The 22,771-nt window shown below is 45.8% G+C and carries 19 protein-coding genes and 1 pseudogene; 16 read left to right on the top strand and 4 right to left on the bottom strand.

Translation table 11 applies throughout. The features are described 5' to 3' along the window. The first annotated feature begins 27 nt into the window (after positions 1-27). From FB592_RS11565 to niaP, 5 genes are all read left to right on the top strand, one after another. Positions 28-606 (top strand): TerD family protein, encoded by a 579-nt coding sequence (locus FB592_RS11565; protein WP_003241242.1) that lies wholly within the window; start codon positions 28-30, stop codon positions 604-606. A gap of 50 nt (positions 607-656) precedes the next feature. Next, positions 657-1,430, top strand: a complete 774-nt coding sequence (locus FB592_RS11560) for a TerC family protein (protein WP_003246458.1) — start codon at positions 657-659, stop codon at positions 1,428-1,430. A gap of 83 nt (positions 1,431-1,513) precedes the next feature. Further along, positions 1,514-3,127, top strand: coding sequence for a YceG family protein (locus FB592_RS11555; protein ID WP_043858180.1), 1,614 nt, complete (start codon positions 1,514-1,516; stop codon positions 3,125-3,127). 15 nt (positions 3,128-3,142) lie between these two features. Further along, positions 3,143-4,234: a toxic anion resistance protein gene (locus FB592_RS11550; RefSeq protein WP_141949524.1), complete on the top strand. Its 1,092-nt coding sequence runs from the start codon at positions 3,143-3,145 to the stop codon at positions 4,232-4,234. A 121-nt stretch (positions 4,235-4,355) separates the two neighbouring features. Next, a complete protein-coding gene (gene niaP / locus FB592_RS11545; RefSeq protein ID WP_015715206.1) occupies positions 4,356-5,558 on the top strand; it encodes a niacin permease NiaP in 1,203 nt (400 codons plus the stop codon). A 286-nt stretch (positions 5,559-5,844) separates the two neighbouring features. Here the strand turns inward: niaP and FB592_RS11535 are convergent, their stop codons facing one another. Then, positions 5,845-7,017, bottom strand: a complete 1,173-nt coding sequence (locus FB592_RS11535; protein ID WP_141949523.1) for an MFS transporter — start codon at positions 7,015-7,017, stop codon at positions 5,845-5,847. A gap of 68 nt (positions 7,018-7,085) precedes the next feature. After that, positions 7,086-7,388, bottom strand: a complete 303-nt coding sequence (locus FB592_RS11530; protein WP_010886398.1) for an ArsR/SmtB family transcription factor — start codon at positions 7,386-7,388, stop codon at positions 7,086-7,088. Positions 7,389-7,677: 289 nt separating this feature from the next. Here FB592_RS11530 and opuAA point away from each other — a divergent pair, with 289 nt between their 5' ends. From opuAA to opuAC, 3 genes are read left to right on the top strand one after another with little or no spacing between them, the layout of a single operon-like run. After that, positions 7,678-8,934, top strand: coding sequence for a glycine/proline betaine ABC transporter ATP-binding protein OpuAA (gene opuAA, locus FB592_RS11525; RefSeq protein WP_003246301.1), 1,257 nt, complete (start codon positions 7,678-7,680; stop codon positions 8,932-8,934). A gap of 1 nt (position 8,935) precedes the next feature. Continuing rightward, the gene (gene opuAB / locus FB592_RS11520) at positions 8,936-9,784 is read left to right on the top strand and encodes a glycine/proline betaine ABC transporter permease subunit OpuAB (protein ID WP_003234703.1); all 849 of its coding nucleotides are present in this window, start codon (positions 8,936-8,938) and stop codon (positions 9,782-9,784) included. Next, positions 9,784-10,665, top strand: a complete 882-nt coding sequence (gene opuAC, locus FB592_RS11515; RefSeq protein ID WP_003246462.1) for a glycine/proline betaine ABC transporter substrate-binding protein OpuAC — start codon at positions 9,784-9,786, stop codon at positions 10,663-10,665. The genes opuAB and opuAC overlap by 1 nt, the downstream gene beginning before the upstream one ends. A 38-nt stretch (positions 10,666-10,703) precedes the next feature. On the opposite strand, the gene FB592_RS11510 is transcribed toward opuAC, so the two are convergent. Beyond that, positions 10,704-11,855: a M20 peptidase aminoacylase family protein gene (locus tag FB592_RS11510; RefSeq protein WP_041850665.1), complete on the bottom strand. Its 1,152-nt coding sequence runs from the start codon at positions 11,853-11,855 to the stop codon at positions 10,704-10,706. Between the two features lie 148 nt (positions 11,856-12,003). On the opposite strand from FB592_RS11510, the gene FB592_RS11505 reads away from it, so the two are divergent. From FB592_RS11505 to FB592_RS11485, 5 genes and pseudogenes are all read left to right on the top strand, one after another. Further along, positions 12,004-13,437: a YfcC family protein gene (locus tag FB592_RS11505; RefSeq protein ID WP_021481852.1), complete on the top strand. Its 1,434-nt coding sequence runs from the start codon at positions 12,004-12,006 to the stop codon at positions 13,435-13,437. A gap of 115 nt (positions 13,438-13,552) precedes the next feature. Next, positions 13,553-14,154, top strand: a pseudogene (locus tag FB592_RS11500) (DUF6773 family protein). Between the two features lie 148 nt (positions 14,155-14,302). Beyond that, on the top strand, positions 14,303-16,282 hold the full coding sequence (gene amyE / locus FB592_RS11495; protein ID WP_141949522.1) for an alpha-amylase: 1,980 nt from the start codon (positions 14,303-14,305) through the stop codon (positions 16,280-16,282). 175 nt (positions 16,283-16,457) lie between these two features. Beyond that, a complete protein-coding gene (locus FB592_RS11490; protein WP_072173905.1) occupies positions 16,458-17,423 on the top strand; it encodes an L-lactate dehydrogenase in 966 nt (321 codons plus the stop codon). 31 nt (positions 17,424-17,454) lie between these two features. After that, positions 17,455-19,080, top strand: coding sequence for an L-lactate permease (locus FB592_RS11485; protein WP_101501840.1), 1,626 nt, complete (start codon positions 17,455-17,457; stop codon positions 19,078-19,080). 43 nt (positions 19,081-19,123) lie between these two features. Here FB592_RS11485 and bmr3 read toward each other — a convergent pair whose 3' ends face one another. Then, entirely contained in the window at positions 19,124-20,662 is a 1,539-nt protein-coding gene (gene bmr3, locus FB592_RS11480; protein WP_003234681.1) for a multidrug efflux MFS transporter Bmr3, read from the bottom strand. 112 nt (positions 20,663-20,774) lie between these two features. On the opposite strand from bmr3, the gene FB592_RS11475 reads away from it, so the two are divergent. The 3 genes from FB592_RS11475 to FB592_RS11465 all read left to right on the top strand — a co-directional run bounded on the left by FB592_RS11475 (position 20,775) and on the right by FB592_RS11465 (position 22,771). Continuing rightward, positions 20,775-21,239 (top strand): MarR family transcriptional regulator, encoded by a 465-nt coding sequence (locus FB592_RS11475; protein ID WP_003246360.1) that lies wholly within the window; start codon positions 20,775-20,777, stop codon positions 21,237-21,239. Positions 21,240-21,310: 71 nt separating this feature from the next. Beyond that, entirely contained in the window at positions 21,311-21,940 is a 630-nt protein-coding gene (locus FB592_RS11470; protein ID WP_003246469.1) for a LysE family translocator, read from the top strand. Positions 21,941-22,009: 69 nt separating this feature from the next. Beyond that, positions 22,010-22,771, top strand: coding sequence for a YqcI/YcgG family protein (locus FB592_RS11465; RefSeq protein ID WP_038828520.1), 762 nt, complete (start codon positions 22,010-22,012; stop codon positions 22,769-22,771).

The following is a 22,771-nucleotide window of genomic DNA, read 5'->3' as shown; positions in this document are numbered from 1 at the left end:
ACGAAGAGCAGAAAGGAGAGAGGCAGTATGGCCATTCAATTATCAAAAGGACAGCGCATTGATTTAACGAAAACAAATCCGGGACTGACAAAAGCGGTGATCGGCTTAGGCTGGGATACAAACAAGTATTCCGGCGGACACGATTTTGACCTGGATGCTTCGGCCTTTTTAGTTGATGCGCATGATAACTGCGTAAATGATCTCGATTTCGTCTTCTATAATAACCTTGAACATCCGAGCGGCGGTGTCATCCATACGGGTGACAACCGCACGGGTGAGGGCGACGGAGATGATGAGCAGATTATCGTTGATTTCTCAAAAATCCCGGCTCACATTGAGAAAATCGGCATCACAGTGACCATTCACGACGCTGAAGCACGCAGCCAAAACTTTGGACAAGTTTCCAATGCATTTGTCCGCGTTGTGGATGAAGAAACGCAGAATGAGCTTCTTCGCTTCGATTTGGGAGAAGACTTCTCCATTGAAACAGCTGTTGTCGTTTGTGAGCTTTACAGACACGGCGGCGAGTGGAAATTCAATGCGATCGGCAGCGGATTTTCCGGCGGGCTGGCTGCATTGTGCCGGAATTACGGTTTGCAAGTGTAAGCGAGTGACAAATAGAGAAGTCACCGTTTCAAATTATAGGAGGAAAAAACTTGGACTTTTTACATCATATTTTGTCTACGTATGCTTCATTTTTCGATTGGAAAATGTGGGGGGAAGTTCTGACTGATCCTGTTTCCTGGGGTTTGATCGGTTCCCTTGTTGTTCTGGAAGGCCTTTTATCGGCCGATAACGCGCTTGTTCTTGCGGTCATGGTTAAACACCTGCCGGAAAAACAGCGAAAAAAAGCGTTAACGTATGGTTTGTTTGGAGCTTATATTTTCAGGTTTATTTTCATCGGGCTCGGTATGCTTCTCATTAAATTCTGGTGGATCAAGGTGCTTGGCGCGCTTTACCTGGCTTGGCTCGTCATTAAGCACTTCTGGATAGGCGAAAAAGAAGAGGAAGCGGACGGCATGAAGAAAAACTCTTGGATGGTCCGCACGTTCGGGATCTTCTGGGCGACTGTCATTTCAGTAGAATTAATGGATCTTGCCTTCTCTGTGGACAGCATCCTAGCCGCGTTTGCAGTATCTGAAAAAGTATGGGTGCTTCTGATCGGCGGTATGCTTGGTATTTTAATGATGCGTACAGTGGCAAAAGTGTTCCTTGTGCTGATTGATAAAATTCCTGAGCTGGAAAACACAGCATTCGTGTTAATCGGCATTATCGCGCTGAAAATGGCGGGGAGCGCTTTCCATTACGAAATGCCGCACTCTGTATTCTTCATTATCATTATCGCTGCATTTGCGGTAACATTGATCATTCACTACATCAATAAACAAAAGCAGGTGCGCGAACAAACAGCCGCTTCAAAAGAAGAATAAAACAAAACAAGGAGGGAGGTTCAATGTCCTTCCTTTTTTGTTACCGAAATATCGTTCAATGACAAACCGGAAAGGAGGATATGATGAGACAAGAAGAACTAACCATTCATAAAGCACTTCCGGCTGATGGCGATTGGAAAAGCCTGCTGTTTCAGCCATTGCCGGAGCGGGATCACTATGAAACTGCACAAGGCCTTTCTTTTTCTCGTCTTGCCGGTCAGATATTGGGCACGCCTATTGATGAGACAGACTACTATAACGAGCTATATGAGCTGTCTGTAAACGACCGCATAACGATTTTGAGTGAAACGCTCGATAAAACAATCGAACCGGAAACATTTCAAAAGCTTCAGCATATTCATTCCATCAATCAGAAAGAAAAAGGGCTGTCAGTCAGCCGCTTTGTTGCCTTTCTGGACGGGGAAAAGCTGATTGCGAAGCACTCAAATCCCCTGATGCACCGCCATTTAAGAAAAGCGCTGATGACGCTTTTACATACCTTTGCGGACAGTCATGAAAAGGGGCTGAATCATCCTGATTTTCGCAGAGTGCTGCTTGATGTCTCGAAGTTTTCCTTAAACCATCTGAATCCTTGGCTGGAAAAAACCGATATAGAGCGGGAGATGCCGAAGATTGTTTGGTATGGAGATGCGACGAAAAGCCAGCTCTATTTCTTATATTATCTGATGCTGGTCGGCTGTGATGTACTGCTGTTCCATCCGGCGGGAATCGATCAGCTGGCGCTTGTCGACCCGAAGCAGGAGCTCAGTTTTACGGAAAAGCTCCCGGATGTTTCGGAGCTTCAGCCGTTTCCGAAAGAAAAACCAGACCGGAAATCAACAGTGGCTTACCGCTCAACAAAGGAAATTGAACATGTGCTGAATCACGAGGAATCCATGCTGTATAAGCCGTGGCAGTTCAGAGATCACACACCGGTGTCCGTTACGCTGAAAACGACCTATGATGAATTGTTTTTAATCACGAAAGAACGCGCCTTTATTCGGCCGAATTTCAAAGCTGATAAACATTCCATTGAGATTCCGAATGTATTCGCCAAAATTATGGGCGTGTCGAAAGACAATAAGGAATATTGGAACAGGCTTCATACTCTAGCGGATTATCAGGAAACAGAAATGGTCAGAAGCTTTCCATTTACAGAAGAAATAAAGTCGAACTATCAATTTCACTACAGCCACGCACTTGATCAAGAAGGGAACATTGATCCGGACAAGCTGATGGCAAGCAATGTGTGGCAGTACAAACAGCTGCCGGCGGGCGTTCAGACTGCCATTGCCAAAACGATTTCGAGAATGTGCAGGCACCCGCGGCTTAAAGCTTTGCATCAGGAACAAGTCAAGGATGTTCAAATCTATTTGTTTAAACAAACAACAAACCTGCCTGCTAATCTGCTGAAATTGATTCAAATGTTCGACTATGCGCAAACCGTTCCGAAACTCGTTTTATATCATACGGAAATGAGCGGCGGACTCACGCGTTCGGATGCTGCTGCCCTGCTGTTCCTGAATGAAATCGGAATCGATATCATCATTTATAATCCGCCCGGACACCAGGATATTGAGCAGTTTATTGAAGAGGACCAGTATGATATCCACTGGCTGGATGACATGGTGTTTCAGCAGGACTACAAAGAGCCTTCGCTTGTGAAAAGGCTCTTCAGAACCATTACCCAAAAATAAGGAGAGAAGAAAAGCATGACAACAGAAAATCAAAATCCGCTTGTTCTCGATAAAAATGAAGAGATTTCCCAGCAAAAAGCTGACGATATCCGTCTTCAGCTCCGTCAGGAACCAGAAGTGAAGCGGCTTGCTCAACAAATTGACGTCAAAAACCAAATGGAGCTGCTTGAGTACGGCAAGGAGCCGGCCGTTGAAATATCCAAGTTCTCTGACCGCATCTTGGGGATGATGAAAACAACAAGCGTGACAGACTCCGGCACAATGCTGACTCAGCTTGGGAAAATCATGGACCGCTTCGACAAAAATGATTTTGATGAGCCAAAGGGATTAATGGCGAAAATTTTCAAACGCGGCGGCAGCATGATTGAAAAAATCTTTAAAAAGTATCAGACGCTTGGCGGAGAGATTGAAAAAATCCACGTTGAGATTTCAAAATACAAAGATGAGATGACGAAGACGAACTACACGCTCGATGAAATGTATGAAAACAATATCAAATACTATATGGAGCTTGAAAAATACGTCGTTGCCGGGCAGATGAAACTGGAAGAGATGCAGTCGATCCTTCCTTCATATGAGGAAAAAGCGGCAAGCGGGAACCAGCTGGCGCAAATGCAGCTCGATACGTTGCGCAACGGCATTCAGGCGCTTGAGGAACGGGTGTATGATCTGGACATGGCACGGATGGTGGCGCTTCAAACCGCACCTCAAATCCGTCTCCTGCAGCGAGGAAATGCAAAGCTGATCGGGAAAATCAACTCCGCGTTTATCATTACCATTCCGATTTTCAAAAACGGCATTATTCAGGCTGTTACGGTAAAGCGGCAAAAGCTTGTGGCTGATTCCATGAGCGAGCTTGACCGCCGGACAAACGAGATGCTGAAACGAAATGCTGAAAACATCTCAAGCCAAAGTGTTGAAATTGCCAGAATGGCCGGCAGACCGAGCATAGATATTGAAACGATCGAATCGTCTTGGAACACGATTGTCAGCGGCATGCAGGAAACAAAACAAATCGAGGAAGAAAACAAACGCCTCCGCGAAGACGGCGCGAGACGAATTGCACAGCTTCAGGATAATATTAAAAAAGTAGCATTGCAGCAATAATAAAAACCCCGCTTGTGGAACATAAGCGGGGTTTTTCAATTACATCATTTAGTTAATGACAATGTGTAAAGACAGGTGTAAACTTAAACGGTAATCATTTTGCATATCAGAGGTGTTGGCAATGGGAAAACAACAGCCTATATCCCAGCGTAAACTGCTGGGCGTCGCCGGTTTGGGGTGGCTGTTTGATGCAATGGATGTCGGAATATTATCGTTTATTATCGCCGCGCTCCATGTAGAGTGGAATCTGTCGCCCGAAGAAATGAAATGGATCGGAAGCGTCAATTCCATCGGCATGGCTGCGGGTGCGTTTTTGTTTGGTTTGCTTGCTGATCGAATCGGCCGCAAAAAAGTGTTCATCATCACCCTTTTATGCTTTTCCATCGGAAGCGGCATTTCCGCTTTTGTGACGAGCTTATCGGCATTTCTAATCCTTCGTTTCGTGATTGGTATGGGACTTGGCGGCGAGCTTCCAGTCGCTTCAACACTCGTTTCGGAAGCGGTTGTGCCTGAAAAGCGGGGCAGAGTGATTGTGCTTTTGGAAAGCTTTTGGGCCGTTGGCTGGCTCGCAGCGGCCTTGATTTCTTACTTTGTGATACCAAGCTTCGGCTGGCAGGCTGCCCTTCTGTTAACTGCGCTGACTGCTTTTTATGCGCTGTACCTGCGGACGAGTCTGCCTGATTCGCCGAAATATGAATCGCTTTCTGCCAAAAAGAGGTCGGTGTGGGAGAATGTAAAAAGCGTCTGGGCAAGACAGTATATACGGCCGACGGTGATGCTGTCGATCGTTTGGTTCTGTGTGGTGTTTTCTTATTACGGCATGTTCCTATGGCTCCCGAGTGTCATGCTGCTGAAAGGCTTCAGCATGATTCAAAGCTTTGAATATGTCCTGCTGATGACGCTTGCTCAGCTACCTGGCTATTTCTCTGCCGCATGGCTGATTGAAAAAGCGGGCCGGAAGTGGATACTCGTCGTTTACTTGATTGGCACAGCAGGAAGCGCCTATTTCTTCGGAACGGCGGATTCCTTAAGTCTTCTGCTTACGGCTGGAATGCTGTTATCGTTTTTCAATCTCGGTGCATGGGGCGTGTTGTATGCTTATACCCCGGAGCAATACCCGACTGCGATTCGAGCAACAGGTTCAGGAACGACAGCAGCGTTTGGAAGAATCGGCGGCATCTTCGGGCCTTTGCTCGTCGGAACGCTCGCAGCCCGTCATATTTCGTTTTCGGTCATCTTTTCAATCTTTTGCATTGCAATCTTACTCGCGGTTGCTTGTATTTTGATTATGGGGAAAGAAACGAAACAAACTGAGCTAGAATAGGAAAAGCACCTCTTAAAAGAGGTGCTTTCAGCGTGTCGACAAACCCTCGCATTCGTTGTCAGGACTGCGCTTCGGTGCTCAATGCGAAGTGGATCAACGGCTAAATTCTCAGGCGTCCTGCCTAAACGCCGTCGTCATCACATCCTGTGAATGTCCGCTCCTATGCTCGTCCTTCCTAGACTTCAAGGGTTTTCAATCACGCTGAAAAGATGACAAAATCCTAAAATGAAAACCATTTTAGGATTTTGTCAACAATCTGAGGCACCTCTTGAATGAGGTGCTTTTTTTACAATTGCGCCCGGGCTGCGGATTGGCGTTTCCCGGTTTTACTGATTTTCTGGTAGAGCGTCATAGAAAGTATGAACAAAATGGCAGTAAATCCTGTGACAGCTCCGAAATGCTGTGTGCTTTGATATAAAAAACCTGCAATACTTGTACCGACAGTGGTTCCGGCATACATAGCGGCATTGGAAAGGGAAGCGATGGTGCCTCGCGCATTTGGTGCAATGGATTGAAAGACACCCATCATTAACGGAAAGATGATGCCAGCTGTAAAAAACGTGAGAAAAAAGCTGGCTTCTACTAAAAACAAGTTTGGAAAGAACGGAAGAGCGAAATAGAGAGCGCCCATTAGCAGCATCCCGCTGATCAGTGTTTTAAACATGCCCAGCTTTTCTGAAACCCGGCTGCCGATAAGGCTCCCGAGCATATTTCCCAGTCCGAGTACAAGCATAGCTGCGCCAATTTGTGACACGGTTAAATGATAATCCGCGGAAAGCCAAGTACCCAGAAAGCTGAACGATGCGAAGTTTCCGGTTTGAAACAGAAAATAGGCAAGCAGAATAACCGATGTTTTCGGCAATGAAAAAAGCTCCCGATAGGGGTTGACAATTGATGGGCACGCCAATGGTTCAGAAGGCCGGATATCAGGCATGACAACCGCCAGGATCAATAGTAGAATAAGCGAGCACGCTGACAAAACGAAAAATGGCGTATGCCATGTAAAGGAAGCGAGAAACCCTCCAATAGGAAGTCCGAGCATTTGTGAAGCGGCCAAACCTGCTGTCGCAATCCCCATGCCTTTTATGATCTGAGAAGGCCGGACAATGACTGGGATGGATGCCCAAATTTGAGGCGTCACAAACGCAGCGCTAACGCCTGCGGCAAAACGGAACAGGCACATGGCGGCAAAAGAGGGAGCGATGCCGCATAAAAACGTGGATAGGATAAAGCCTGCAAGTCCCCACAGCATGACTGTTTTCCTGTTCAGCCGGTCTGAGATTGGGCCTGCAATGAAAGCGAAGAGCGCATAACCGAGTGCATAAGCGCTGACCATCCAGCCTGACAAATCAGTAGAGACATGAAACTGATTCTGTAAAAGGGGGAGAAGCGGCGAAAGCAAAAAGGTATCCGTGCCAATGACAAACATGACACTGAAGAAAAGCCAAATGCGATTCAAATTTTATCACTCCTATTGTTTTATAACTTTGAAACTATGAAACAGATATGTATAGAGAAAACCCTTTGTTAGAGGGTTTCCAAAAAGCCAGGCAGGTAAGTTTGAAATGTGTCTTCACGCAGACTGACGTATTTTGTCCGCGAATCTTTCCGGGTTGCCGTCAATCCCGCTTCACGCAGCGTTTTAAAATGATAAGATGCCGTGGTTTTGACAATATTGCACTTTTCACCTACTTCACCGCAGCTGAGTTCTTTTCCGCTGACATAAAGCGTACGAATAATGGCAAGCCTTGATTCATCAGACAGTGCTTTAAAAATTTGCGCTCTGATTTGATCATCTGATTGTTTCATAGTCATGAAACTATAATACATAATGGGTGTTGGAAAAGCAACTTATTTTTCCAGTAAAGGAGCAGGAAGTCATAAGAGGAAGGAGGAATTCAATTCCAATAAAAGCGTTTTCAAATAAAGATAGGAGAAAAATCACCCGTAAAATACAATCATATAGGAGGATTACAGAGCATTTAGAAGCATAAATAAGATCATGTGGTCACATGGATGTTTATAAAGAAATGGTACAGAATAAAAGAGAATATGCTGTTTGTGTGGGAAGTTACATAAATGTTACGGTAATAAAGATTGCTTAATATGGAGGGAAAATATGAGTGTAGATGAGAAACCAATTAAGATAAAAGTCGAGAAAGTCTCTAAGATTTTTGGGAAACAAACAAAGAAGGCAGTTCAAATGCTTGCCAACGGAAAGACAAAAAAAGAGATCCTGAAAGCAACCGGATCAACCGTTGGTGTTAATCAGGCAGATTTTGAAGTATATGATGGTGAGATATTTGTCATCATGGGTCTATCAGGGAGCGGTAAATCAACTTTAGTACGGATGTTAAACCGGCTTATTGAACCGACTGCCGGAAATATTTACATTGATGGTGACATGATAACAAATATGTCTAAAGACCAGCTCCGGGAAGTCCGCCGGAAGAAAATCAGCATGGTCTTCCAAAAGTTCGCTCTGTTCCCGCACAGAACGATACTTGAAAACACAGAATACGGACTGGAACTTCAAGGTGTAGACAAACAAGAGCGGCAGCAAAAAGCGCTTGAGTCTCTTAAGCTCGTTGGACTGGAAGGATTTGAACACCAATATCCAGACCAGCTTTCCGGCGGGATGCAGCAGCGTGTCGGCCTTGCCCGCGCGTTGACAAATGATCCGGACATCCTTCTGATGGACGAAGCGTTCAGTGCGCTCGATCCACTGATTCGTAAAGATATGCAGGATGAGCTTCTTGATCTTCACGATAATGTCGGAAAAACAATTATCTTTATTACGCATGACTTGGACGAAGCGTTGCGGATCGGCGACAGGATTGTCCTAATGAAGGACGGCAACATCGTTCAAATCGGCACGCCTGAAGAAATCCTGATGAATCCATCTAACGAATATGTTGAGAAATTCGTCGAAGATGTTGATTTGTCTAAAGTCCTCACAGCAGGCCACATTATGAAACGCGCTGAAACAGTGCGGATTGATAAAGGGCCTCGCGTAGCATTGACACTGATGAAAAACCTTGGAATTTCTTCAATTTATGCAGTGGATAAACAAAAGAAATTGTTAGGTGTTATCTATGCGTCTGATGCGAAAAAAGCGGCTGAGTCTGATTTGTCACTTCAAGACATCTTGAATACAGAATTTACGACTGTACCAGAGAATACGTATCTGACTGAGATTTTTGACGTTGTGTCCGATGCGAATATTCCAATTGCGGTTGTGGATGAGAAGCAAAGAATGAAAGGAATTGTCGTAAGAGGCGCGCTGATTGGCGCACTTGCCGGCAATAACGAGTATATCAATGCTGAAGGCACTAACGAACAAACACAAGATCCTTCTGCACAGGAGGTGAAATAAGATGGATAGACTGCCTAGAATACCTTTAGCAGATATTATTGACCGTTTTGTTGACTGGATTACGATGACGTTTGGCGGATTCTTCGACGGAATCGCTAACGGATTGGCCGCTTTTGTAAATGGAATTGTCACGGGTCTTGGATTTATTCCATCTATTTTGTTAACGATTATTTTCGCCGCACTTGCGTGGTGGATCAGTACAAGGGGAATTGCGTTATTTACGTTGATTGGATTCCTCCTGATCGATTATTTAGGATATTGGGACCCAATGCTGCAAACATTGGCGCTTGTTTTGACATCTGTGATTATTTCGATTGTGGTCGGGGTTCCGATCGGAATTTGGGCGTCTCAGAAAGAAACGGTTCGCCGTATTGTAACGCCAATTCTTGATTTAATGCAGACAATGCCTGCTTTCGTATATCTATTGCCGGCGATTTTCTTCTTTAACATCGGTGTTGTGCCGGGTGTTGTTGCATCTGTTATCTTCGCGATGCCGCCGACAATCCGCATGACTGTTCTCGGTATTAAACAAGTGCCGGCGGATTTGATTGAAGCGACTGAGGCATTCGGTTCTACAACAGCTCAGCGTTTGTTTAAAGTTCAGCTTCCGCTTGCGACAAAAACGATTTTGGCCGGAATTAACCAGAGCATCATGCTTGCGTTATCAATGGTTGTTATCGCCGCAATGGTCGGTGCACCGGGACTTGGTTCTGAAGTATACAGTGCCGTTACACAGCTGAAAACCGGGGTCGGAGTAGAGGCCGGTATCGCCATCGTTATCGTTGCCATTACCCTGGACCGTATTACTCAAAATATTAAAGTGAAGAAGAAAAGCAGGGGGAATGCCTGATGCTTAAAAAAATCATCGGCATCGGCGTTTCCGCCATGCTGGCGCTCTCACTTGCGGCTTGCGGTTCAGAAAACGATGAAAATGCATCCGCAGCAGAACAAGTGAATAAGACCATCATCGGGATTGACCCCGGTTCAGGGATTATGTCCCTGACTGACAAAGCGATGAAGGATTATGACCTGAATGACTGGACATTGATTTCAGCGTCAAGTGCTGCGATGACCGCTACGCTTAAAAAGTCATACGACCGTAAGAAACCGATTATCATTACAGGATGGACACCGCACTGGATGTTCTCCAGATATAAGCTGAAATATCTCGATGATCCGAAACAATCTTATGGCAGCGCAGAGGAAATCCATACGATCACACGCAAAGGCTTCAGCAAAGAGCAGCCGAATGCCGCAAAGCTTCTGAGCCAGTTTAAATGGACGCAGGACGAAATGGGCGAAATCATGATCAAGGTGGAAGAAGGCGAGAAACCTGCCAAAGTTGCTGCTGAGTACGTCAATAAACACAAGGATCAGATTGCCGAATGGACAAAAGGCGTTCAAAAGGTGAAGGGAGACAAAATCAACCTCGCCTATGTGGCGTGGGACAGTGAGATTGCAAGTACAAACGTCATAGGCAAAGTCTTAGAAGACTTGGGCTATGAGGTAACACTTACTCAGGTAGAGGCTGGGCCGATGTGGACTGCAATTGCGACGGGAAGTGCGGATGCATCCCTTTCCGCATGGCTGCCGAATACCCATAAAGCATACGCCGCTAAATATAAAGGCAAATATGATGATATTGGCACCAGTATGACTGGTGTGAAGATGGGGCTTGTTGTTCCTCAATATATGAAAAATGTCAACTCAATTGAAGATTTGAAGAAGTAATGAAAAAAGCAGCCTGGCTACAGGCTGCTTTTTTTGCGTTAAGAAGCGTTAGCGGCAGCAAGTGATTCCGCCTTCTGAAATGTTTTGAGCACGGCGTTCGCTAAAATATGAATGCCGGTAAACATCGCGTTTCTGTCAAAGGTCATGTGCGGATGATGGAGCCCCGGCTGGAGCCCGCAGCCTAGTCCGAGCATCGTTGTTTTCAGATTCGGCACCTTCACGGCGTAAAAATGGAAATCCTCTCCGCCGGTGGTGACAAGCGGGTCATCAAGCCGCTCAGCCCCGATGATATCTGTAATGGCTTCTGCCATGATCGCTTCAGCTTCTTTGTTTTGTGTTGCCGCAGGAAGGCTGTGTTCTTTTTGCAGCTCGATTTTGGCGCTGAATGCGGCGGCGGCCGCTTCACAGGCTCTTTCTGTTTCGGCGATTAACGCCTCCATGGCTTCATTGGTCTGTGCGCGCAAATCAAGGCTGAACGATGCTTTTCCTGGAATGATGTTAGAGCTTTCACCGCCGGCTTGAAGTTTTGTCATTTTGACGGTATGCGGGATTTGCGGGTCAATATGAATGAGTCCGAGCTTATGTACAAGAAATGCCGCAATTTCAATGCTGTTTTTCCCGAGGTGCGGACGGGCGCCATGAGCCTCTTCCCCGATGATCGTTCCCTCAATGTGCTGGCTTGATCCGTGCAGAATAGACGGAGCGCAGCGGCCGTTCTGTGTTTCCTGAATCGGACGGACGTGAACGCCATACAAATAGTCGATATCATCAAGCACGCCTTCTTCTATCATTTTCAAGGCGCCGCCGCCTTTTTCTTCTGCCGGCTGAAAGATAAAACGGATTGTGCCCTTCGGAAGCTCAGGTTGTTTTTTGAGCAGCATTAACGTGCCCAATGCCATTGTCATATGTGAATCGTGTCCGCAGGAATGGTTGGCGCGAAATGTGCCGTTAACCTCCTGCCACAGCGCGTCAATATCAGCGCGTACCGCTACAACAGGTGAGCCTGAGCCGATTTCACCGACAACCCCGGTGCAGTCTGAAAACGTGCGCGTCCGGCACCCTAAATCCTCAAGCTTTTGTTTCAAAAATGAAGTTGTCTCATATTCCTTCCAGCTGACTTCAGGGTTCGCGTGCAGATGCTCGAAGATGTCCATAATGGTTTGTTTCATGTCTTCTGAAAGCTTTTGCATGGTTAGAAATACCTCCTTCTATCAGAATGAATTTTTACCTTCTTTACTTTATTTATATTGAAACAGGAAGATAGGCTGTATATAATATAGCACATATTGCTACTTTTCAGAATAATGAATATATTCAAACAGAGGGGATGGATCGAACATGAGTATGCCAGCAGCCGAAACACAGCCTAAGAAAAAACGAACGACATTTAAAATGCCTGACGCCTATGTCCTCTTATTTATGATTGCTTTCATTTGCGCAATCGCTTCATATATTGTGCCGGCAGGTGAATTTGACCGCGTGACAAAGGGGGATGTCACGACCGCTGTTCCAGGAAGCTATCATTCAATTGAACAGTCTCCGGTCAGCTTGATCAGCTTTTTTACTTCTCTACAGGATGGAATGATTGGATCAGCACCCATCATCTTTCTGATTTTATTCACAGGCGGCACCATTGCTATTCTAGAAAAAACCGGTGCCATCAATGGCCTGATTTACAATGTCATCAGCAAATTCCGCACAAAGCAATTATTATTTATTTGTATTGTCGGCGCATTGTTCTCCATTCTCGGAACAACCGGGATTGTCGTGAATTCAGTTATCGGTTTTATCCCCATCGGCCTCATTGTGGCACGATCCTTAAAATGGGACGCAGTCGCGGGAGCCGCTGTTATTTACATCGGCTGCTACGCTGGATTTAACTCCACCATATTATCACCGTCACCGCTCGGTTTATCACAATCAATCGCGGAGCTCCCTCTTTTTTCTGGAATCGGCCTGCGAGTTGTGATATACATATGCTTTTTGCTGTCTTCTATTATTTATATCTATTTGTATACGAGAAAATTAAAAAAATCAAAAGATGCCAGTGTGTTAGGAACAGATTGGTTCCCTGCGGCAGGAATGGGCGAAGCCGGTAAAGAAGAAGATCAGTCAGTGCCGTTTACCGTTCGCCATAAGCTGATTTTGGCTGTGGCGGGACTCTCACTTGTCGGATTTTTATACGGCGCTTTGAAGCTTGGCTGGTCAGATTCCCAAATGGCTGCGACATTTATTTTTATTTCTGTCCTTGCCGGTTTAATAGGCGGACTTGCGGCGAACGATATTGCCAAAACCTTCATTACGGGCTGCCAAAGTCTTGTATACGGGGCGCTGATTGTCGGGATGGCACGAAGCATTTCCGTTATCCTTGAAAATGGAAAGCTTCTCGATACTGTCGTCAATGCTTTGGCTTCACTTTTGGACGGATTCAGCCCGATTGCCGGGGCAATCGGCATGTATATCGCCAGTGCGCTGCTTCATTTTCTCATCTCTTCAGGTTCTGGCGAAGCCGTTGTATTTATTCCAATCCTGGCGCCGCTCGCTGATTTGATGGGAATCACGAGACAGGTTGCGGTTGAGGCGGTTATGCTTGGAGAAGGGGTCGTCAACTGTGTGAACCCGACATCCGGCGTTCTCATGGCGGTGCTTGCCGCCAGCGGTATTCCGTATGTCAAGTGGCTGCGGTTTATGGTGCCGCTTGCTCTGATTTGGTTCTTGATCGGGCTTGTCTTTATCGTGATCGGCGTCATGATCAATTGGGGGCCGTTTTAACGATTGCTGCCCGCCGGCTTGTACGGCGGGCTTTTGAGTTATTCATTGCAGAAGCGCAGGCTGTTATTGTAACATGTAAGCCATAAGCCATTCGTAAAAGTGCGGGAGGAAGGTCATGAATAATCTGCGTAATAGACTTTCAGGCGTGAATGGGAAAAATAAGAGAGTAAAAGAAAAAGAACAAAAAATCTGGTCGGAGATTGGGATGATAGCGGGAGCATTTGCGCTGCTTGATGTGATCATCCGCGGCATTATGTTTGAATTTCCGTTTAAAGAATGGGCTGCAAGCCTTGTGTTTTTGTTCATCATTATCTTATATTACTGCATCAGGGCTGCGGCATCCGGAATGCTCATGCCGAGAATAGACACCAAAGAAGAACTGCAAAAACGGGTGAAGCAGCAGCGAATAGAATCAATTGCGGTCGCCTTTGCGGTAGTGGTGCTTACGATGTACGACAGGGGGATTCCCCATACATTCTTCGCTTGGCTGAAAATGATTCTTCTTTTTATCGTCTGCGGCGGCGTTCTGTTTCTGCTTCGGTATGTGATTGTGAAGCTGGCTTACAGAAGAGCTGTAAAAGAAGAAGTAAAAAAGAAATCATCTTGAAAAATAGATGGTTTCTTTTTTTGTTTGGAAAGCGAGGGAAGCGTTCACAGTTTCGGGCAGCTTTTTTTATAGGAACATTGATTTGTATTCACTCTGCCAAGTTGTTTTGATAGAGTGATTGTGATAATTTAAAATGTAAGCGTTAACAAAATTATCCAGTCTTCACATCAGTTTGAAAGGAGGAAGCGGAAGAATGAAGTAAGAGGGATTTTTGACTCCGAAGTAAGTCTTCAAAAAATCAAATAAGGAGTGTCAAGAATGTTTGCAAAACGATTCAAAACCTCTTTACTGCCGTTATTCGCTGGATTTTTATTGCTGTTTCATTTGGTTCTGGCAGGACCGGCGGCTGCGAGTGCTGAAACGGCGAACAAATCGAATGAGCTGACAGCACCGTCGATCAAAAGCGGAACCATTCTTCATGCATGGAATTGGTCGTTCAATACGTTAAAACATAATATGAAGGATATTCATGATGCAGGATATACAGCCATTCAGACATCTCCGATTAACCAAGTAAAGGAAGGGAATCAAGGAGATAAAAGCATGTCGAACTGGTACTGGCTGTATCAGCCGACATCGTACCAAATTGGCAACCGTTACTTAGGTACTGAACAAGAATTTAAAGAAATGTGTGCAGCCGCTGAAGAATATGGCATAAAGGTCATTGTTGACGCTGTCATCAATCATACCACCAGTGACTATGCCGCGATTTCCAATGAGATTAAGAGTATTCCAAACTGGACACATGGAAACACACAAATTAAAAACTGGTCGGATCGATGGGATGTCACGCAGAATTCATTGCTCGGGCTCTATGACTGGAATACACAAAATACACAAGTACAGTCCTATCTGAAACGGTTCTTAGAAAGAGCATTGAATGACGGGGCAGACGGTTTTCGCTTTGATGCCGCCAAACATATAGAGCTTCCGGATGATGGGAGTTACGGCAGTCAATTTTGGCCGAATATCACAAATACATCTGCAGAGTTCCAATACGGAGAAATCCTGCAGGATAGTGCCTCCAGAGATGCTTCATATGCGAATTATATGAATGTGACAGCGTCTAACTATGGGCATTCCATAAGGTCCGCTTTAAAGAATCGCAATCTGGGCGTGTCGAATATCTCCCACTATGCATCTGATGTGCCTGCGGACAAGCTAGTGACATGGGTAGAGTCGCATGATACGTATGCCAATGATGATGAAGAGTCGACATGGATGAGCGATGATGATATCCGTTTAGGCTGGGCGGTGATAGCTTCTCGTTCAGGCAGTACGCCTCTTTTCTTTTCCAGACCTGAGGGAGGCGGAAATGGTGTGAGATTCCCGGGGAAAAGCCAAATAGGCGATCGCGGGAGTGCTTTATTTGAAGATCAGGCTATCACTGCGGTCAATAGATTTCACAATGTGATGGCTGGACAGCCTGAGGAACTCTCGAACCCAAATAGAAACAACCAGATATTTATGAATCAGCGCGGCTCACATGGCGTTGTGCTGGCAAATGCAGGTTCATCCTCTGTTTCTATCAATACGCCAACAAAATTGCCTGATGGCAGGTATGACAATAAAGCTGGGGCAGGTTCATTTCAAGTGAATGATGGTAAACTGACAGGCACGATCAATGCCAGGTCTGTGGCTGTGCTTTATCCTGATGATATTGCAAAAGCGCCTCATGTTTTCCTTGAGAATTACAAAACAGGTGTAACACATTCTTTCAATGATCAACTGACGATTACCTTGCGTGCAGATGCGAATACAACAAAAGCCGTTTATCAAATCAATAATGGACCAGAGACGGCGTTTAAGGATGGAGATCAATTCACAATCGGAAAAGGAGATCCATTTGGCAAAACATACACCATCATGTTAAAAGGAACGAACAGTGATGGTGTAACGAGGACCGAGGAATACAGTTTTGTTAAAAGAGATCCAGCTTCGGCCAAAACCATCGGCTATCAAAATCCGAATCATTGGAGCCAGGTAAATGCTTATATCTATAAACATGATGGGAGCCGGGCAATTGAATTGACCGGATCTTGGCCTGGAAAACCAATGACTAAAAATGCAGATGGAATTTACACGCTGACGCTGCCTGCGGACACGGATACAACCAACGCCAAAGTGATTTTTAATAATGGCAGCGCCCAAGTGCCCGGCCAGAATCAGCCTGGCTTTGATTACGTGCAAAATGGTTTATATAATGACTCGGGCTTAAGCGGTTCTCTTCCTCATTGAGGGCAATGCTAGACGGGACTTACCGAAAGAAACCATCTATGATGGTTTCTTTTTTGTTCATAAATCAGACAAAACTTTTCTCTTGCAAAAGTTTGTGAAGTATTGCACAATATAAATGTGAAATACTTCACAAATAAAAGACATCAAAGAGAAACATACCCTGGAAGGATGATTAATGATGAACAAACATGTAAATAAAGTAGCTTTAATCGGAGCGGGTTTTGTTGGAAGCAGTTATGCATTTGCGTTAATTAACCAAGGGATCACAGATGAGCTTGTGGTCATTGATGTAAATAAAGAAAAAGCAATGGGCGATGTGATGGATTTAAACCACGGAAAGGCGTTTGCGCCACAACCGGTCAAAACATCTTACGGAACATATGAAGACTGCAAGGATGCTGATATTGTCTGCATTTGCGCCGGAGCAAACCAAAAACCTGGTGAGACACGCCTTGAATTAGTAGAAAAGAACTTGAAGATTTTCAAAGGCATCGTTAGTGAAGTCATGGCGAGCGGATTTGACGGTATTTTCTTAATCGCGACAAATCCGGTTGATATCCTGACTTACGCAACATGGAAATTCAGCGGCCTGCCAAAAGAGCGGGTGATCGGAAGCGGCACAACACTAGATTCTGCGAGATTCCGTTTCATGCTGAGCGAATACTTTGGCGCAGCGCCTCAAAACGTGCACGCGCATATTATCGGAGAGCACGGCGACACAGAGCTTCCTGTTTGGAGCCACGCGAATGTCGGCGGTGTGCCGGTCAGTGAACTCGTTGAGAAAAACGATGCGTACAAACAAGAGGAGCTGGACCAAATTGTAGATGATGTGAAAAACGCAGCTTACCATATCATTGAGAAAAAAGGCGCGACTTATTATGGGGTTGCGATGAGTCTTGCTCGCATTACAAAAACCATTCTTCATAATGAAAACAGCATATTAACTGTCAGCACATATTTGGACGGGCAATACGGTGCAGATGACGTGTACATCGGTGTGCCGGCTGTCGTGAACCGCGGAGGGATCGCAGGTATCACTGAGCTGAACTTAAATGAGAAAGAAAAAGAACAGTTCCTTCACAGCGCCGGCGTCCTTAAAAACATTTTAAAACCTCATTTTGCAGAACAAAAAGTCAACTAACCGCAACTTTAGAGTAAAGGGCTGATTGTCAATGTGGGAGCAGTTGTATGATCCGTTTGGAAACGAGTATGTGAGCGCACTTGTGGCGCTCACTCCGATTCTCTTTTTTCTTTTGGCTTTAACTGTTTTGAAAATGAAAGGCATTCTTGCGGCATTTCTTACCCTAGCCGTCAGTTTCTTCGTCTCCGTTTTGGCATTTCATATGCCGGTTGAAAAAGCGATTTCTTCTGTTTTGTTAGGAATCGGGAGCGGGCTGTGGCCTATTGGCTACATCGTCCTGATGGCGGTGTGGCTGTATAAAATCGCAGTGAAAACCGGGAAATTTACCATTATTCGGTCCAGCATTGCCGGCATTTCGCCTGACCAACGATTACAGCTATTATTAATTGGTTTTTGTTTTAACGCGTTTTTAGAAGGCGCGGCCGGTTTTGGTGTTCCGATTGCGATTAGTGCGGCGCTGCTCGTCGAACTTGGTTTTAAACCGTTAAAAGCGGCGGCGCTCTGCTTGATTGCAAACGCCGCCTCCGGAGCCTTTGGGGCGATTGGGATTCCTGTCATCACAGGGGCGCAGATTGGTGATTTGTCTGCTCTTGAGCTGTCTCGGACATTAATGTGGACACTGCCGATGATCTCATTTTTAATACCATTCCTGCTTGTATTCTTATTAGACCGAATGAAAGGAATCAAACAGACATGGCCCGCTCTTCTGGTTGTGAGCGGTGGGTATACAGCGGTTCAGACACTGACAATGGCGGTGCTCGGGCCGGAATTAGCAAACATTTTGGCGGCCTTATTCAGCATGGGCGGGCTTGCCCTCTTCCTCCGCAAATGGCAGCCGAAAGAGATTTACCGCGAGGAAGGGGCCGGCGATGCTGGTGAGAAAAAGGCATACCGTGCCGCTGACATTGCGAAAGCGTGGTCTCCTTTCTACATTTTAACTGCGGCGATCACCATCTGGAGCCTTCCTGCCTTCAAAGCGCTTTTCCAAGAAGGCGGGCTGTTATATCAATCAACGCTCCTGTTTAAAATGCCTTTTCTGCATCAGCAAATTATGAAAATGCCGCCGATTGCGCCATCTGCCATGCCGTTAGATGCAGTCTTTAAAGTTGATCTGCTGTCAGCGACTGGTACAGCGATTTTAGCGGCGGTCATCGTGACAGGGCTGTTCAGCAAAAAGTTCTCCTCCCGGGATGCCTTTGCTTCCCTGAAGGAGACAGGAAAAGAGCTGTGGGTGCCGATTATGACGATCTGCTTCGTGATGGGGTTTGCCAATCTGGCCAACTTCGCAGGGCTCAGCTCTTCAATTGGGTTAGCATTGGCGAAAACAGGAGACCTGTTCCCGTTTGTCAGTCCTGTTCTTGGCTGGATTGGCGTGTTCATCACCGGTTCTGTTGTCAGCAATAATGCTTTGTTCGGCCATTTGCAGGTTGTCACCGGAGCGCAGATCGGTGCGGGTTCAGACTTGCTGTTAGCCGCAAATACGGCGGGCGGTGTCATGGCGAAACTTGTTTCTCCTCAATCTATCGCCATCGCTGCCGCAGCGGTAGGCCAAACAGGCAAGGAATCTAAACTGTTTAAAAGGACAGTGGCGTACAGCCTGATTCTGTTATTGATCATTTGTATATGGACGTTTATTCTTGCAAGATTTGGAGTGTAATAGAAAAAAGCAGTACATGCCCAGCATGTACTGCTTTTTTCTGTTAATTTGCTTTCTTTGTCATTTCGGCTGTTGTTTTTACTCTGGCTTTCCCCATAAATAAAATGGTAACCGCCGCGAGGACAATTGGAATCAAAGCGAGCAAAAAGACATACGTAATACTTGATGACATCGCGTCAATAATGCGATTCAGGATCGCATCAGGAATCTGGGAACGTGTTCCCGCTTGGAATATCTCCTGCGGGTCGCCAATATTTTGCGCAGCACCTGATCCCGCTGAGCCTTTCATACCGCTGAAGGCGTCACTCAGCTTGTTCGTGAATACGTTTGTTTGCACCGTTCCGAAAATGGTGACGCCTAAGGTCATGCCAAATGATCGCAAAAATGAATTTGTAGAGTTTGCCGTTCCCCGAAAGCGAGGTTCAAGATCATTCATCGATGCCGCCGGCAGCAGGGAGAAGTTAAAGCCTACACCAAAGCCTGAAATCATCATAAAGACTGTCAGCCATACACGTGCTGTGTCAGGCGTCATATTGGAAAGAAGCAGCATACCGATAAAGAAAGCTATAACAGATATCAGCATCAAATTGCGGAAGCTTGCCTTCGTTTGGAAGATTCCGCCGATCATGCTTCCGATGACTGATCCAATCATCATCGGCGTCAGAATGAAGCCCGCGCTTGTCGCCGAGCTGCCGTAGACCGCCTGAACGAAAATCGGAATAAATACCGCTAAAATAATAAATGTTCCGCCATACAGGAAAGCGAGAATCTGTGCTGTGGCAAACAAGCGGTTCTTAAACATCCAGAAAGAAATAATCGGCTCTTCTGCTTTTCTCTCCACAATAAAAAAGGCAATGAAGAAAACGGCGAATACAATAAACAGCCCGATGATCTGAATGGAATTCCAATCGTATGTTTTGCCGCCAAGCTCAAGGGCGAACATCAGGCATACAATGGATACGACTAAGGTAATCGCGCCGCCCCAGTCTATTTTCTGCTTTCTGTGCTCCAGAGATTCTTTGTAGTAGCGAATAATGAAAAACAATGACAATGCGCCGATCGGCACATTGATGTAAAACACCCAGTGCCAGCTGATCGAATCTGTAATGATCGCGCCTAAGAGCGGACCAAGAACACTGGATAATCCAAATACAGCACCGAACATGCCGGACATTTTTCCGCGTTTTTCCGGCGGAAACAAATCAAAGATAATGGTAAAGGCAATCGGCAGGAGCGCGCCGCCTCCGATCCCTTGAATGGCCCGGAAGATGATCAGCTGATTCATCGTCTGGGCAATCCCGCATAAAGCCGAACCGATTAAGAAAAAAATAAGTCCAAACAGGAAAAAACGTTTTCGGCCGTACATATCGGAAAGCTTGCCGTAAATCGGCATGCCAGCCATAACCGCCACCATATAGGATGCCGTCACCCAGGCAAATTTATCGAAGCTTCCAAGATCGGCTACGATATTGCCCATCGCGGTGGCAACAATCGTATTGTCCATTGCAGACATCAAGATGCCCAGCAGGAGACCGAGGACCACAAATTTGGTGGAAGCCTGTTTTGCTGTTGTTGTGTCCATTTGTTCTACCTCCTCTTACTTTTCTATGTAAGTTCTGATATCATGATAATAGTTTGATCATTGAATATCTCGATTATCAAGATAAACTCGATTTTATAGGGAGGACTGTCAGTTGTCAACAAGAAATTCCAGAAGTGAGTTGGAAAAGACTGCTGTTCAGCTTTTTCGAAAACTGGGCACAAGAACGGTTCTGTTTCATCAGGCAGCCGCTCAAGCTCTCGGTCTGTTTCCTACCGATTTGAAATCAGCTGACATTTTAAATGAAGCAGGTCCGATGACGGCCGGAGAACTGGGGAAAAAAACCGGCCTCAGCACGGGTTCCGTCACGGCGCTTGTTGACCGGCTGGAAAAAGCGGGGTATGTGGCTCGTGAAAAGGACCCGAACGATCGCAGGAGAGTCGTAATCGTCCCTTTGACTGCTTCGAAAAAACATATAAAGGATTTGTTCCGTCCTCTGTCTGAGTCAACGATGGATTTGTGCCGCGAATATACGGAAGAGGAGCTGGAACTCATTTTCAGTTTTGTAGGCAAAGCCGCCGATATTATGGAGGAAGAGCTTGAACGTCTGAAACAGTAAGTGAATTTGTGCATAGCTTGGCCCTTTCCCGAATAAATTGTACAAGATACATAAGAAGGGAGTACGGGCCGGTGAACATTTTTTTGAGCTATATTGTGCTGGGACTGTCCTTGTCTGCGCCTGTGGGGCCAGTGAATGCGGCGCAAATAGACAAAGGAATTAAAAACGGTTTTTGGCATGCATGGATTTTCGGTTTAGGCGCCATGACAGCGGATGGGCTGTACATGCTTTTTATCTATTTCGGGCTGTCACAGTTCTTGACCGCTCCATTTGTAAAAACGTTTTTGTGGCTGTTCGGCTTTTTTGTCCTGACCTATACCGGAATTGAAACGCTGAAAAACGTCAGAGAACCGATGGATGTGCGAAGCTCGCGGGGGAAACCGTCATACAGGAAAACATTCGCATCGGGTTTCCTCATTTCATTGTCAAACCCATTGAGCATCCTTTTTTGGCTTGGAATTTACGGAAGCATTCTTGCGAAAACAGCAGAGGCCTACAATATGAATCAGCTTCTAATCTATAGCTCCGGCATCATGATCGGCATTTTAATCTGGGATTTCTGCATGGCTATCACAGCCAGTACGTTCAGAAACCTGCTTCATGAAAAGCTATTGAGAGGATTGACTGGAATCGCCGGTGTATCCCTCCTTGTGTTTGGCTTTTACTTTGGTTATCAGGGCATCAAACAGTTATTGGGCTGATTCATGAAGGACAGTCACCTGCCGCTTCCAGTTTTAATATAGTATCCAGATGATACTGGAGGTGGATCAATGGTGAATGGGATTTACACCAAAAGTTTTCTGGAACGTATTCAGGAAGAGCTTCCTGAATGGCAAAGAATCGCTTTTGAGCTGCTGGCAGAAACTCTGGGGGACGACGCGGATACATTTCCGTGCATTCCCGGACGCCAGGCGTTTCTGACTGATCAGCTTCGGATTGCTTTTGCCGGAGATCCGCGGGAAAACCGCACAGCGGAGGAACTGGCTCCGTTGCTTGCGGAGTACGGCAAGATATCGCGGGACACGGGAAAATACGCATCCCTCGTTGTGTTGTTTGATACACCGGAAGATTTGGCGGAGCATTATTCGATTGAAGCGTATGAAGAGCTGTTTTGGCGCTTTTTAAATAGACTGAGTCATCAAGACGAAAAAGAATGGCCGGAAGACATTCCGGCCGATCCTGAGCATTATAAATGGGAGTTTTGTTTTGACGGCGAGCCGTATTTCATTCTGTGCGCTACACCGGGGCACGAGGCAAGAAGAAGCCGGAGCTTTCCTTTTTTTATGATCACGTTTCAGCCAAGGTGGGTGTTTGATGACCTAAATGGATCTACTGCATTTGGCCGTAACATGAGCAGGCTGATCCGATCTCGTTTAGAGGCCTATGATCAGGCTCCGATTCACCCGCAATTAGGCTGGTACGGAGGAAAAGATAATCGTGAATGGAAGCAGTATTTCCTCCGTGATGACGAAAAACAGGTATCGAAGTGCCCGTTTTCTTATTTAAAGAACATGTTCAACAAAATGAAATAA

The sequence above is a fragment of the Bacillus sp. SJZ110 genome, assembly GCF_006715455.1.
Taxonomy (GTDB): domain Bacteria; phylum Bacillota; class Bacilli; order Bacillales; family Bacillaceae; genus Bacillus; species Bacillus subtilis.
This window is presented reverse-complemented; position numbering and strand designations above follow the sequence as displayed.